The organism is Parashewanella spongiae (genome assembly GCF_004358345.1).
GTDB classification, from domain to species: Bacteria; Pseudomonadota; Gammaproteobacteria; order Enterobacterales; family Shewanellaceae; genus Parashewanella; species Parashewanella spongiae.
Genome location: NZ_CP037952.1, coordinates 1,778,379 through 1,793,457 on the forward strand (window position 1 = coordinate 1,778,379; position 15,079 = coordinate 1,793,457).

A 15,079-nucleotide genomic window follows, 5' to 3' on the forward strand; every position below is an offset into this window, starting at 1 on the left:
CAATTTACGCTGTCTTCGATGCTTTTGAGCATTCACTGTTTTGTGTTGTGACCAGCTCACTTAGATGGCTAAGTATCACTGCTCACGCCTTGAACAGATAAATGCTCAAATAGCACAAAATTAAATCCTGAAAGATCAACAGACCCTAGAAAACTCTATAAATAGGTTTGATGTTTTATGGTAAACATGAGTTTTGAGCAAAAGCTGGCTCAAATGCTTGAACTAAATAAGGGGAAACGGATATTTCAATTTGAACATCAAGGACAAAGATATTGGCTCAAACAGGCAGAAAAACTGAAAGGTTTTATGCGTGTACTTAAAGGCAATGCCCAAAAGGCCCTACGCAGAGAAATGTGTGCATTACAGAGATTATCTAGAAAGCATGCTGCCGTACCTAAGATGGTTTGCCATGATGCAGATTTTTTTGTACTTGAAGATTCAGGGGTAACGATTAAAGACTGGCTTTCGAAAGATATTTCACAAGACAATATGCAGCAAATCCTAAATGATTCAAGTAAAGCGCTGGCTGAGCTACATTCTATGGGCTTAAACCATGGTCGTCCTGCGTTAAGAGATATTTGTTGGAACAATGGGCAAGTAACTTTTATTGATTTCGAATCTAAATTCGGCAAAAGCAGTGAAGAGCAAAAGAAAGTACGTGATTTGGTACTCTATATCCATAGCCTATATCGCTCGTTAGGTCCTCAAAATGAAATAGTAGAACAAGCGATTCAACAATATAGAGACGCCGGAGGTGAATGGGTATGGCTTCAAACTCAGGATTTTTTACGCTCTTGGCAGTGGCTATATTATGTAAGTTTCCCATTTAGGAATAATGGTGGTCGAGATTCGAAGCCTGTTTACTGGGTGTTAAGGCATTTTAGATACACAGTATAATGAGCTTTTATTGGCGTAAATTAGTATAACTCACGCCATTAAAATAAACCTATTACTTCTTTAAATCGTAATATAAGGTTTCAATCCACTTATCTTCAGTAATAAATGACCAACTCCATGCTTGTAGTGATGCAGGTAACCCCTGTTTTTTCATTTTTTCTAGTGAGTGCTCTTGGACTAATTGTTGTTGCATCCAGTTAATACTGTCATCCAACATGATTTTGAATTTCATTAAATCATCTTTAGCAGCAAGTGTGCCATGCCCAGGGATCACTTTAGTATCCTTATTAATGCGCTTTAAAACGGCAGCAACATTGTCTCGGTAACCAATGACAGAGCCACCACCTTTAAGATCAACATACGGAAAGTGATCTTTAAAAAATAAATCACCCATATGAACGACTGAATCATCACTCCAATAAACCACACTGTCACCATCGGTATGCCCTGGCTTTAAATGAACAACATTCATTGTGGTGCCATTAAAATGGATTGATATGCCATCATCATAAGTAATAACTGGTAACGCTTTTTGATCAACTTTAGGGTTACTTTGAAGTCGCTTTAAAACATTGTGGTGCGCCATAATAGTACCGCTTTGACTGAAATGTTCATTACCGCCAGTGTGATCACCGTGATAATGAGTATTGATGATATATTTAGGCTCACCAACTTGGATTTCTGATAGGGCTTTTTCAATTTTATCGGCGAGTGGTGCAAATTGATCATCAATAATCAAAATCCCGTCTTCACCTGCAGAAACGCCAATATTTCCGCCTGCACCAGTGAACATATAGGTTGAATGAGTAAGTTTTTGAGGGACAATCTTAATGTCTTTGAAGCGATCGTCTGCGTGGGTGTTTATGGAAAATAGCAAAGCTATTGCGGCTGAAACGGTAGCGATATGTTTCATCTTTTATCCCTTAAGTATAAGTTTTATCCAGAGTAAAAGATAAGAGGCTGAATAACAGCCTCTTATTTCATCTAACTTGTAATTTTATTTTTCAGGAAGCCACGAGAGTATAGATTTCGCCTTATGGTTCGATTTCGATAATTGAATCCCTGCTTTATATCTCATCCGATAAAGTGCTTGATAGCATAAAGGGACAAGGTATAAGCTCGTCATGGTTGAAAATGCCAAGCCACCAATAATTGCAATGGCCATTGGTGAGTAAGGAGGGCCACCGCCACCGATTTTAGTTTCACCTAGAGCTAAAGGAAGTAATCCCAAAATGGTTGTACTGACCGTCATTAATACAGGACGCAGTCGTGTAATACAGACTTCGTGTATAGTCTTGGTGAGGGCGTTAAGTTTAGGTTGCATTTGGTTAATTTGATCTACCAATACAATGCCGTTGTTTACCACAATACCAATCAGGATTAATATCCCAATCATAGCCATGACTGACATTGAGTTTCCTGTAAACATCATTGCCCAAAAGACACCAGTGATGGAATATAAGATTGAAGTGATGATGGCTGTAGGCAACAGCAAAGATTCAAATAATGCCGCCATGACAATGTAAATCATTATGATGGCTAAGAGCATATTGGTTACCATTAATGCTTCGTCTTCATCTTGGCGCTCAAACGCGCCGCGTAATGAATATTTGTAACCATGTGGGAAAGTAACAGCATCCAAAGCACGGGTGATTTTATCTCTTGCTTCATCGGTAGAAAGCTCATCTAAACTGGCACCAATAGTTAAAGCTGTTTGACGGTTATAATGCCGAATATTGTCCAATCTAGGTTGTTCATGAATGGTTGCTAGATTGTCCAAACTATAAACGCGTTCGCCAATCCTTAATACAGGCAGCTGTTTTAATTTATCAAGAGATTGTCGCCAACCCTTTTCATAGGCCAGCTCGATACGTAACTCGCCGTTTGGGTTGTGGCGATATGAACGCAGTGGAACACCACGTAATGCGATAGATATATTTCGAGCAATTTGACGTAATTCGACCCCTAACCTTGATGCCATCACAGGATCAATTTTAATCACAATTTCTTTTTGACCAGCATTAATTTCAGAGCGCACATCGACGAGTCCTTCAATATTACTGATCAAAGGCAAAACTTGTTCACTGATGCGGATCAGCTCACTGGTAGAGCGTCCAGTTAAAGTGATTCTAACACCATTATTATCTCGTCCCCAACCAAATTGCGGCTTGGCGATTGAAAATTTTGGAAACCCTGCTCGTATCGTTTCCTTTAACTCTTTAATATCCGCTTTCGTATCTTTTTTAAGAATTAACGTAGATTGACCACGCTCGGGATTGTAGTAGCTGTATACGGAATCAATATGGAATTTATCTTTGTTGGCATACAAATAATCTTCCATTTCGGTTACTAGTGATTCAATAACCTCGACTGTGTGTCGACCTTCAATCATGTAGTTAATGAAGAGTCTATCGTCACCTTCACCGCCACCATTGTTTTGAACCACGCCTAAAGGAATTGCCGTTGAAACCAAGATCATGACAGCAATAAAACCCGATAGCTTTGGTCTAGATAATGACCAATTGAGTGAGCGTTGATACCAAACTTGTAGCTTATTACTTTTAGGTTTTTGTCTTGGTTTAAAGTTTAATTTCTTTAAAAATAAAGGGATTAATGTCTTAGAAACCAACAATGAAGCGAGCAGCGAAATACATATCGCAATAGCAACATGTTCTAGAAAAATAGTTAACTCGACTTTAACACCAAATATATTAGGTAAAAAAACAATTGCGGTTGTTAAGGTACCGGCCAAAACAGCTAAAGTCACTTTATGAATGCCAGATAATATGACCTCTTCCGCATTTTTATCTTTTGATTTTTCCTGCTCTTGTAGCACGCTTTCTGTTACAACGACCGCGTTATCGATGAGCATCCCAATCGCCAGTAACAGTCCCATCATTGAAAGGATGTTCAAGCTGTATCCGAGGAAATACATTGCAGCGAGCGTCATCCCCATCGAAATCGGTACAGATGACACGATAACGAGCGTCATTTTCAAATCTCGCAAGAAGAAATACAAAATTCCAAAGGAAAGAAAAGCACCTAGTAATCCAGATAAGAGAAGATCTTTCAATGAAGACTTCACACCGGCAGCTTGGTCTTCCATGATATACAGTTTAATACCGTCAAACTGAGAGTCTTTTTTAGTTTTTTCAATCAGATTGATAACACGCTCAGAAACTTGAACAAGGTTAGCCCCTGACTCTTTAAACACATCAAGCCCAACAGCGTACTTTTTATCTAAATGTCGACCTTCAGTGGCTTCTGGTAATGCAAATCCAATCGTTGCGACATCGCTCAAACGTAAATCAGGGCGCAGCCATACATTACGGATGTCGTCTAATGAACGAAACTCACCTTTAGGAGAGACTTGATAGACAGAATTATTGGCCCGAAGCGAACCTGCGTTGACAACGAAGTTTTGTGAAGCCATTTTACGATTAAGTTCAGCCATCGACATACCTGTCGCCAGCAGTTTTTCAGCATTTAACCTCACTTCAATTTGCTTTTTTTCAACCCCATAAAGTGCAACTCGCGAAATCCCGTCAATACGCTCAAGTGGACGTTTTAATTGCTTATCCAGTAAATCAAACGCGCCAGAAAGTTCTCGTTGGCTTGAAATGCGTATCGTCAATATTGACATGTCAGCGGTTGAAAATTGCTGAACAAATATTCGCTCGACATCGTCAGGTAACAAGTGGCTGACTGCGTCAATCTTTTCACGGGCCTCTAAGCCTTTAGTCGCTACATTTTCATCCCATTTCATCTTGAGTCGAATATTGGCGCCATTCTGATCAGAGTCAGAGCGCATTTCGTCAATGCCCGTCATTGTGGCTAATGATTCTTCTAATACTTGAGTGATTTCTCGCTCAACTTCAGCAGGTGTAGAACCGTTGTAGGGAACATTGATATTGATCTCAGGGACATCAATACCAGGATACATTTCCAGTGGTAATAGCCGTGTTGCTGCCATTCCAAATAATAGAATGGCAACGAAGAACATGCTGGTGGTGACAGGGCGTTTAAGTGCAAGTTTGGTTAAATTCATTGCGCCGCCTCCGCATTCACTTCTGCAGGCTCATTAGTCTCAAACTTTTTGTTATCAAACAATGCATAAAGCACAGGGATAACAACAAGAGTAAGTAATGTTGAAAGTATCAAGCCAAAAATTACGGTAATCGCCATTGGCGATCTGATTTCAGCACCATCACCCAGACCAATTGCCATTGGCAATAAACCTAATGATGTGGTGAGTGTTGTCATTAGAATTGGACGCAAACGCGAATGAGCAGCTTCAATGATTGCTGTTGTTTTCTCTTTACCTTGCTGCCTTAACTGATTGATTCTATCTACGAGTACAATGGCATTATTAACGACAATACCAGCCAACATAATTAGGCCGATAAACACAATGACGCTTAAATGTGTTTGAGTAACAAACAAGCCTAAGATACTGCCACTCACCGCCATTGGTACAGCAATCAAAATCAATAACGGATGAAGCAGAGATTCGAATTGACTTGCCATGACGAGATAGACAAGAAATACAGCTAAAGCTAAAGCAATTTGTAATGAGCGAAATGAATGTTCCATTTCTTCATTTTGACCACCAAAGCGTGCTTGTATTGAAACAGGCAATGATTGATTAGCTAATATTATTTTGGCATCGGCTACCGCTTCAGCTAAATCACCATAACCTAGATTCGCAGAAACAATAGCAACACGTTGTTGAGCAACTCGATTAATGGCTGATGGACCTAATTTCAAACTAACATCTGCAACAGCGCTAAGTGGAATAGGGCGGTTACCGTTTGGATTGATGATCATAGAACTGATATCGCTAATTTGATCTCGCTCGTCCTGTTTACTTCTTACCAGAATATCAATCTTTCTATCACGAACATTATATTGACTCGCAACTGTGCCACCGATGCGTCTGGCAATACGGTTGGCGATAGTTGGAGTATCCATACCTAGGGCTGCTATTCGAGAATGGTCAAACTCAATGCTTAATTCTGGCTGGCCATCACGTAAACTACTATTTAAATCTGTGAAACGATTTGATTCAGAAAGCGCAGTAACAAGTGTATTGGCCGTTTGTTTTAATTGGCTTAAGTCGTAACCACTTAATTCAATCTCTAGCGGTGTTTTGAAGCTAAATAGCTCCGGGTGTTGAATTTTTGAGTCAAGCTCAGGGATAACACGTGTAGCTTTGCGTAAAACATTACTGACCGTAGTGTATGCATGGCTGTCATTAAGAACGACTTGCAAACGTCCCCAATTCTCTCCGCCACGACTCGTATCAGATGACATTAGTCCGCCACTTCCCGCTTGGCTGTATAAATGTTTTACCTGAGGGTGGTCTGAAACAGAATTTGCAAGCTGCTGCAAAACTTTGTCTGTTTGCGATACTTCAGTACCAGGTGGTAATTGAACTTCAACATAGAACTCGCCTTGATTCATTGGGGGAATGAGCTCCATCCCTAATCGAGGCAAAAGACTACCGCAGGCAACAGAAATAACGATAGCTACAGACAAACTTAACCATTTTTGTGACATTGCGCCTTTAAGTAGCGCATGATAACCATGCTCGATTTGTCGATACGCAAAATTAAACCCTATTGTGGTGGGTTTTAATATCATGCCAGAGCACCAAGCTACCAGACGTCCTAAAGCTAGAGTGAAGGTAAGTAAAAATGCTGGGAGTATATTAAATATAAGCACAAGAGGGGCAAACAAGACTTTTTTGGTGTAAAACCAAAACTTACCCATACGAGTTGTTGGTACTGGCTCTGGTTCAATGTGTTGTGTCTCAGGAGCCTTTAGTGCCTGACGTGATGCCAGCATAGGGATGGCAGTTAAAGCGACTAACAATGAAGCTAATAAAGCAAAAGCTACCGTTAAGGCTTGATCTGAAAATAAAGCGCCTGCAATGCCGTCGACGAATACTAAAGGCAAAAATACAGCAAGAGTTGTGAGTGTTGATGCGAATATTGCGCCTGAAACTTCTTTTGTGCCTGCAATGGCTGCCTGTACTCGGTTCATTCCTTTGGCTTTATATCGGTCAATGTTTTCGAGCACAACGATGGCGTTATCAACTAACAAACCAACAGCCAGAGCAATGCCACCGAGTGACATGATATTTAAGCTGATACCGGAAAAAAACATCATGTTAAACGTAGCAATAACAGAGAGTGGAATTGATAATGAAATAATAATCGTAGGTACAATATCTCTTAAAAATAAGTAGATAACTAACATGGCCAGCAAGCTACCAATCAATGCCGAAGAAGTGACTTCGTTGATGGCACTTTCGATAAATTCTGATTGATCGTAAATCAGGTTTATTTCACCTAAATTTGGATTCTTATTGAGTTTTTCAATCTCAGATTTTAATCGTTTGGCGACAGCAACAGTATTGGCATCACCTTCTTTATAGATAGCAAGCTCGATTGATTCTTGATTGCCGATACGAGTGACATCGCTACGCTCTTTAAAAGCATCGGTGATGGTTGCGACTTCAAAAAGGCGAACAAGCTTTTGCTCATCGCGATAAATGATGACTTGAGACAGTTCATTCAGGTTATTGAATTGGTTGAGTGTTCTAACTAAGTATTCTTTTTCTCCTTGAACAACTTTACCTGCGGAAAGGTTTAAGTTTTCAGCGGCAATGCGGTTTTTAATATCTTCAGCGTTCAAATTTAGTTGAGCTAATTTGTCTTGATCAAGTTCGATATGTACTTCTTGCTCTAAACCGCCAGATAAACGTACCGAAGCCACACCCGATAGTGCTTCAAGCCTACGTTTAAGTTCTTCTTCACCATAGGTGCGCATTTGTTTAAGCTTTGAATCAGAGGCGTCAGGTACAGATAAAGCTAGTCTCATGATGGGATCGAGATTTGGGTTAAAGCGTAATAGCAGAGGTTTTTTTACGTCTAATGGCAATTCAATGGTATCAAGCTTCTCACGTGAATCTAAGCTGGCGAGATCCATATTGGTTCCCCATTCGAACTCAAGAATCACATCTGACATACCCGCACGTGAGACCGAACTTACTTTTCTTAATCCTTTTACTACTCCGACGGCTTCTTCTATTGGTTTAGCAATGAGTTGCTCAACCTCAACAGGGGCTGCACCTTCGTATAAAGTACGAATAGTTAGTGTTGGGTAACTTAAATCTGGAAGTAGTTTTATTGCAAGACGCGAAAAACCAACCATTCCGAAAAGGATAACGGCCAGCATGAACATCCACACTGTTACGGGCCGCTTCACTGATGTAGCAATTAAAGACATATAATGTTCCTTGCCTATTTTGTCTAACTCAAAAATTTGGTTGTCAGAGATTTTTTAATTAATAGCGTTGGTGAGCTCACTCCTGTGGCTACAGGAGTGACATCAAATTATTCTTATAAAGGCTATTTACTCACGGGTTGTTGAATTGCTGCAACTTCAGCTGAGTTTATAACTTCGACATCTGATTGATCTTTAAGATTATGCTGACCGCGGATAACAATTTGTTCGCCGAGGTTTACTCCAGATAAAATTTCTACCAAACCGTCTTGTTGATAACCAATGGTCACATCTTTCTGGTTAGCTTTACCATTATCAATGACATAAATTGCATAATTGTTGTCTTGATTCACCAGTGCGTTATATGGAACAACAGTTACCTGTTGATGGGTGTCGTACTGTAATTCGGTACGAGTAAACATGCCTGACTTAAATTGGTTGTCAGCGTTTGGCAGCAATAACGTAACTTTAAAAGTACCACTTGTGGCATCGACAACAGGGCTGATACGAATAACATTCGCACTTGCACGATAATCAGGGTTTAAAGTGCTGCTGACTGAAGCTTGCTGGTCAATTTTTAAATTAGAAAGTTGCTGCTCGGGTAGGTGAACAATAGCGTGCAACTCATCTTGGCGGACAACATGAAAAAGAGGCTCAAATTCTTTAATCATATTACCGGCTTTAACAAATCGTTTGGCTATAACGCCATCAATAGGCGAACGAACTTCACTTTCAGTTAATTGAAGCTTAGCTAAATCTCGTTGAGCGGTTGCAGCTTGTAGATTGTATTGAAGTTTAGATATTGAGTCTGCGCTGATAAATTGCTTGTTTGTCATTTTGTTCAAACGTTCAAGCTCTTGTTCAATTACTTTTACTTCAGCTTCAGATTGTTGGTATTGATAGAGTTGACGACGAGAATCAATAGTAGCTAATAGTTGGCCTTTTTTAACTTGCATTCCTTCTTCGGTATGTAATTGTTCTATAAGCCCCGCAACACGGGTAACAACTTCAGCTTCTTCTGGTGCTTCCAATGTAGCTGTGGTGCTATAAAAAGAACCAACATCGCCTGTGGTGACTATTGCAGTTTCAACGGGTATCGCATAAGTTTCTTCTTTCTTTTCTTCTGCATCCCCTTTACTGCAAGCTGTTAGTGCGCCGGATAGGGCTATCGCTAAAATGAGTGAGTAGGAGCGAGCCGTTTTGCCAAAGTTGTCCATTTCAAATCCCTTGTTCAATATAATTTTTCTTTATTAAGCTAGGATTGTGCCAACTGGTGATTGCTGAGTTATTACAATGGGTTAGTGTGTTTTATTTGATTGGTTATATGGTGGTGTTAATAATTAGTTAGTGATTATAAAAACTATTTGATGAATTTCACCAACCGTTAGTTTTGCAATGTGTTGATAGTATTTTGTTTATTATCTTAAATAAATCGGTTGAACGTACAATTTAACTTTAATTTATTGAAATTAGGCACAAAATTAAACAGCCCAGATGCACCTATCAGGTGAGTGCTGAACATTCATATACTTGCCAAAATCACCGCTAGCTGCGTTATAAATTTTGCAAGTAGAAACGAAGTAACGACAGTTTTGTATGTCGGTAACCACTACTTGCTGCTATTCATGCCTTGCTATCAGTTTTTTTTCTGCGTGTATGAATGCTCCCAACCGATTTATTCAGGATTATAAGTACCTGTCGATAAGTTCTTTGATAATTATTGTGTTCAGGTTTAGTGCTATACAAGACGCAATGTAGGGCGCATAGCCGTAGCTATGTAACCGAAGTTGCAACACCGTAGAGTGCTGAAACTGGGCACTAGAAAATCTTAAGAAACTTATGGTCAGGTACTTAGACTTGATATAGGTGGTAAAAAATTTACTTGTATTCATGAGCTTTGATGTGTTCTAGGGATGTAATGAGCTCTATAAAGTATTCATAACTCATCAGGGATAAGCTCATCAAATATAGCTTCAAGTACTTGCTGGTTTGGTTCTGTCATGTTTTTAACGAGTTCAGAAATTTTATCATAATCGTCAGGATAATTTTTCAAGTGTTTGATTAAGTAAATAGCTGTGTATGCCACGTATCGGGTGCAATTGGTAGTATCTTTAACTGCTTGGAAGTTTGTTCTAAGAGTCTTTACACCTGAATGGTGCTTTAATCTCTTTGATTCCACTACGCAAAAGCTGTCGACTTTTATGATGGCAAGAACAGCATGTTGGCTATCAAACATTCCGCATTTCGATAAACCGATAGGCACAAACCACACTTCTTGTTTTTTACTTTCAAGCAACTTACTTTGAAGGGTTATTAAGGTTGATTTTAATTCTGAAGCATCGATGTCGTGCTCTTTTATTAATTTCAAAACACTGGTGCTGTCTAATGAAACTCTATCACTAATTGCGCTGTTAATTTCTTGTGTATTTGCAATAATAGTTGTTTGAGGATTATGTGATTTTATTTTACTCCCCATCTTTTTTCGAAATACAGATATTCTACTTTCAGAACTAGAATGAACACTTAAATGCACTTCAGATTTTTTAGGAATTTCGTCAGCGTTGAATTCTTCAAATGCTTCAATCTCTTCATTTTCAACTGAAGAAGTACTTGTAGAGCCTTCGCTTTCATCACTGGAAGACATGGAAATTAATGTTTCTTCTTCGGAACCTATGTCGTTAGTTTGTTGTGGTGAAGAGGGAAAATCCACCGGAAGCCAAGTTGATTCTACTTTGAATTCATATGTTTTCTGAACTGGATTAAGAAAGGCACAAAGCATTTGATCTCTTTCTACGGGTGAAATTTTATAAAGTGCTAAAATTTCAGAATAATAAGTTTTATCTTGATTGGCCTTCTTGTGCTGTTGAAGCTTTAATTGGCATAGCTGATTCCATGCTGCCGCGATAGATGTTGAGGCCTGTATGATATCTTTTGAATTCCCTTCGTAGGAAGGAATTATTTTAAGTCCGTCGTTTTCAGTACAGAACTTAAATTTGAGTGTAACCTTGTGGTTTTTAGGAGATATATGGCATGTTACGTTGGTGGTATCATTACTGTCTTGGTTCTGTGAAGAAAGAATATCCAAACTATTTATTGCACCAGTGTTTAGATTGATTGCTATTTCACCCACACTCATTTGATTAATCCTATGTAAGTCCAGACCTCTCCTATGTCTATTTTTAATGTTAAATGATGATTTCGAACCATCAACAAAAGATAATTCGCGCATATATTAATGAATAAGAACCTCTTTTTAAATTTTATATTGTTAAATTATACTTAATTTTCAAAAAAACTAAGTGTTTTTATGGGGTTAGATTGTTTTTGCTAACTAAGTTTAATTATAAATTTATTTGAAGTTAATATGAGATTGAATTGCAAATAAAGTTGGTAGTACAATTACAGTAATTAAATGCTCAACTCAGAGCTATGTATGTGCTCAAAGTGCAATCGAAATTGATGAAGGCATAGTTGTTACCGACATACAAAACTGTCGTTATTACATTGCTACGTCAAGACAATTTTGAGAAGTATTCTTTTGTAGTCAGGCAATAAAGATTCATCCTCGATTACTCTGTAGAGCTGATTAATACGTTGAAACTTGAGCTATCAAAAGCTTAAGTTTCATACTGATTTGCTCTTAAAGGCATTTTGACTAGAAAAATGAAGTAATAAAGAATCATACCGAACGAAACACATTATTGGACATAACCAAGTTTCATCCCCTATACATTTTTGGGCAAAAAAGCATATTACTGACTCGGATAAGAAATCTAAAGGAGTTATTTGTTCGAGGCCAAAAGCTCAATGAAAGATTTCAACGAGCGAAGTTAAGATGTTAATTCGCCGTTAGTATCCGATATTCATGCTCTTGCGCTCCAGTATCAGATAAGCTCTAGATTAATATTTATTCTTATTTCATTGTATTTAAGCTAGCCAGATGTATAACAGTAATATTCTTTACCCAATAAAAAACACAAGTTATGGCAACGAGTTCTTATCTAACATCTGTGACGAACCAAAGGCATTTCAATGAAAATACCCCTAACAGTCAATTAGGAACTCGTTTAGTGAAAATAAACGAAAATCATTGGTTAATAGAAATAACGAAAGATTCTGTTATTCGTGATTGTATCCATTGTCACAGCAGGCTAGCTATGGTTAGTTTTTGTGAAAAATTGGAACATAGCGCCTGTGAGCAATGCTTTAACACTATGGGTAATCGTTGCCTTGAATGCATAGGTAAATATCAAAAGTATACAGTTAGCACCAGAATCCAGACTGAGCTGAGCTCAGCCTTAAAACACCTACAATTATCATGTATCGAGTGCGAAAAAAAAGTCAAATATAAAGATATTAATGCTCACTCTAAAGATTGTTTTCGAAAACTTGATGCTCATAGGCACCCAAATCAAACTCAAAAAGAAACAGACTTTAACTTTGCTATCCAACTGCATTTTTCTGAAAACTCTGAACTGTCTCAGCATTCAAACTCTACATCATCTATCGCTGCTACGAGTACTCTTAATGAAGTTCGATGTTCGAGCAAATCAAAGCTCGATGGTTATATTCAACTAAGTGAACCACAAACAAATTCTCACTTATCGACTACCGCAATACCACCACTGGCTGCTACCACAGAGCCACAAGATGCTGATAGTGATTTTGCACTTGCTTGTCATTTTCAGTTGAATGGAGAGCAAGATCAACAAAACTTTATTTCATCAACTGCTAGCGCAGAAACACAACCTACTTATAGTGATGATGCTCAAGAAGTGCTCCCAAGCGCCCCTCCTCTTGCGCAAATACCTTGTGGGCACCAATCGTATCAGTCACATCAGCAACCAGAGTACGCATACAGGCCTCCTCCACCCACATATGCTCAAGCGCTAATTGATGCCGCTAAAGAAGAGGATTGGGATATTATTGAGATGCCTAAGACTAATACTTCGAGCAGTTATTAATTCATGAGTAATTAGGTGTCACGAGCAGGAACTGCAAAAAATAATCTATAATTCAACACGTTCAAATGAACTTGAAACAGAATTGTCACTAATGGTATTGAGTTTTGGCCTTGGTTGGTCACTATAAATAGTATTGCAATGGATAGGTTTTCTTACGTGGATTGGGGCATTTCCGTGTTTCGTCCTGTAAACCATTTCTGGATATAAACGAGTTTCGGTTTCAAAACAATATCAACAGGTTGCATTAGAAAAAGTATCTCTAAAACCAAATTATTAACATCAAATTACTGAAAGCCACGACTAGCCCTAAAAATACAACTTAGGGCTTACACTTACAACACTCGATGCGAGTAGAGCTGCGCACAACGGGGCGTTATGGTAAATAGGTTTTTAAACTAAATAACTAATTATTTCTTTAGGTACCTTTTTAACTAAAGGTTTTCAGTTAAAAGGTACAGATATTCAGGACAATATTTACCATCATGGCAAACGCTATCATCCATTGTTGAGTTGTAGTTAACATTAGAAAAATCTGTTGCTATATTAGTCCACTTTCCAAGTTCACCATCAAAAAGTGTCACAAGAACTTTAAAACACGTTGATACAAATTTATAAACTTCAAAAGGAAATATTCTTCCGTCATCATCTGTAACCCTTACATATAAATCACACTTCATACCAATAGAATCTAGAATTCTATTTGCAGACACGCATATATCAACAAAACGATGAAGTGGTTCATTTTTTAGTTCAAATTTTGATTCATAATTTGTCAATAGCAATATAAGGAAGTCAATTTCATTAGATAATTCCTGATAAAAATCTTGGTTTAATTCAAAATTCCCAAGTTTAGAGAAGCTATAAAATCGATGGTATGCGGTCATAGACCTCTCTTGAATTGATACTCCTTCAATATACCACTTTCAATGTATTTAAGGTTTTTTCTATAGTGATCAATATGATTTTTGTATCTTAAAAGTTGATTATTACTTTTAAGCTCTTCAAGATTTTTACTTTGTATATCTATTACAATTTCTTGCTGGGACAGCCTTTGATATGAAACCAATACTCCCATTAAAATCCCGAAACCTGCAATTACTGAAAAAACCTGCTTATACTTAGTTATGAATGTAGAAATAACACTACTATCTATGCAATTTAACGAAACTAAGATTAATAGCAAAAGGCATAATAAAGAGCCAACCAAAAAAACTACTTTTAAAATCAAATTGTTCAATCTTCATTCCTAAATATGAAGTAACTAATATATTGCACCTGAGGTTAGTTGACGTTTATTGTTGAGTAAGGGCTTTCACTATGTGTAAAAGCATAATTTGCAACTACACCATTAGATATTAAAATATCGAGTATTTTTTGAGTACCAGTTGTCTCAACTTCCATAGAAACAATAAAACTTTGGGCTTTAGCTGTACCTTTGGAGTGCATGTAAATCCATTTTTCATCAGATGATGATAATACGGTTTTTGAATATGGTTCACCAAAAATTGTAAGCAGGTCTGCTGTTGTAGTTTTACCTTTAATTATTTGAGAAACCTTTTCGCTGGCAAATTCTTTACCAACCGAATAATTAGATGTTGCACAGCCAGAAAGAAAACTTAAAAAAATAACTAACCCTAAAATAAAACCAGCTTTCATGAATATCCCTTTATGTATAAATTAGTTACGTATACCAGTGTAAATGCGACTGTGCGTTATCCAATATCAAAAATCAATCAATAATGGATTTATCATAACTTATCTTGGACGCAGACCCAAAACCGACTCACCACCGATTCAGTGCGAACAGCCTGAAAGATCCAATTATCTAGGCAAAAAATGGTAGTTTTCACTACAACAGCACTTGAGGCAAACTTATAGCACGAACCCCTATGAAAGTTAATTATTAGGTCTGCTTTGTTACAAAATAG

At 37.9% G+C, this 15,079-nt stretch carries 10 protein-coding genes; 2 read left to right on the forward strand and 8 right to left on the reverse strand.

The genetic code is table 11. The features are described from left to right. Nucleotides 1–177: 177 nt before the first annotated feature. Nucleotides 178–897, forward strand: coding sequence for a lipopolysaccharide kinase InaA family protein (locus E2I05_RS06820; protein ID WP_121852833.1), 720 nt, complete (start codon nt 178–180; stop codon nt 895–897). Between the two features lie 52 nt (nt 898–949). Here E2I05_RS06820 and E2I05_RS06825 read toward each other — a convergent pair whose 3' ends face one another. The 5 genes from E2I05_RS06825 to E2I05_RS06845 form a co-directional block, all read right to left on the reverse strand. Next, on the reverse strand, nt 950–1,810 hold the full coding sequence (locus E2I05_RS06825) for an MBL fold metallo-hydrolase (protein ID WP_121852834.1): 861 nt from the start codon (nt 1,808–1,810) through the stop codon (nt 950–952). Nucleotides 1,811–1,894: 84 nt separating this feature from the next. Beyond that, nucleotides 1,895–4,945, reverse strand: coding sequence for an efflux RND transporter permease subunit (locus E2I05_RS06830; protein ID WP_121852835.1), 3,051 nt, complete (start codon nt 4,943–4,945; stop codon nt 1,895–1,897). Further along, complete coding sequence (locus tag E2I05_RS06835) at nt 4,942–8,190, reverse strand: efflux RND transporter permease subunit (RefSeq protein ID WP_121852836.1); 3,249 nt, start codon at nt 8,188–8,190, stop codon at nt 4,942–4,944. The genes E2I05_RS06830 and E2I05_RS06835 overlap by 4 nt, the downstream gene beginning before the upstream one ends. Before the next feature lie 122 nt (nt 8,191–8,312). Further along, a complete protein-coding gene (locus E2I05_RS06840) occupies nt 8,313–9,404 on the reverse strand; it encodes an efflux RND transporter periplasmic adaptor subunit (RefSeq protein ID WP_121852837.1) in 1,092 nt (363 codons plus the stop codon). Nucleotides 9,405–10,123: 719 nt separating this feature from the next. Continuing rightward, complete coding sequence (locus E2I05_RS06845) at nt 10,124–11,323, reverse strand: hypothetical protein (RefSeq protein WP_121852838.1); 1,200 nt, start codon at nt 11,321–11,323, stop codon at nt 10,124–10,126. A 934-nt stretch (nt 11,324–12,257) separates the two neighbouring features. On the opposite strand from E2I05_RS06845, the gene E2I05_RS06850 reads away from it, so the two are divergent. Beyond that, nucleotides 12,258–13,151 carry a hypothetical protein gene (locus E2I05_RS06850; protein WP_121852839.1) on the forward strand — a complete coding sequence of 298 codons (894 nt, stop codon included), beginning with the start codon at nt 12,258–12,260 and terminating at the stop codon, nt 13,149–13,151. 431 nt (nt 13,152–13,582) lie between these two features. Here the strand turns inward: E2I05_RS06850 and E2I05_RS06855 are convergent, their stop codons facing one another. From E2I05_RS06855 to E2I05_RS06865, 3 genes are read right to left on the reverse strand one after another with little or no spacing between them, the layout of a single operon-like run. Next, the gene (locus E2I05_RS06855; RefSeq protein WP_121852840.1) at nt 13,583–14,035 is read right to left on the reverse strand and encodes a hypothetical protein; all 453 of its coding nucleotides are present in this window, start codon (nt 14,033–14,035) and stop codon (nt 13,583–13,585) included. Beyond that, on the reverse strand, nt 14,032–14,388 hold the full coding sequence (locus E2I05_RS06860; protein WP_121852841.1) for a hypothetical protein: 357 nt from the start codon (nt 14,386–14,388) through the stop codon (nt 14,032–14,034). Before E2I05_RS06860 ends, E2I05_RS06855 begins: the two co-directional genes overlap by 4 nt. A 44-nt stretch (nt 14,389–14,432) precedes the next feature. Beyond that, entirely contained in the window at nt 14,433–14,807 is a 375-nt protein-coding gene (locus tag E2I05_RS06865) for a hypothetical protein (protein WP_121852842.1), read from the reverse strand. Nucleotides 14,808–15,079: the final 272 nt, after the last annotated feature.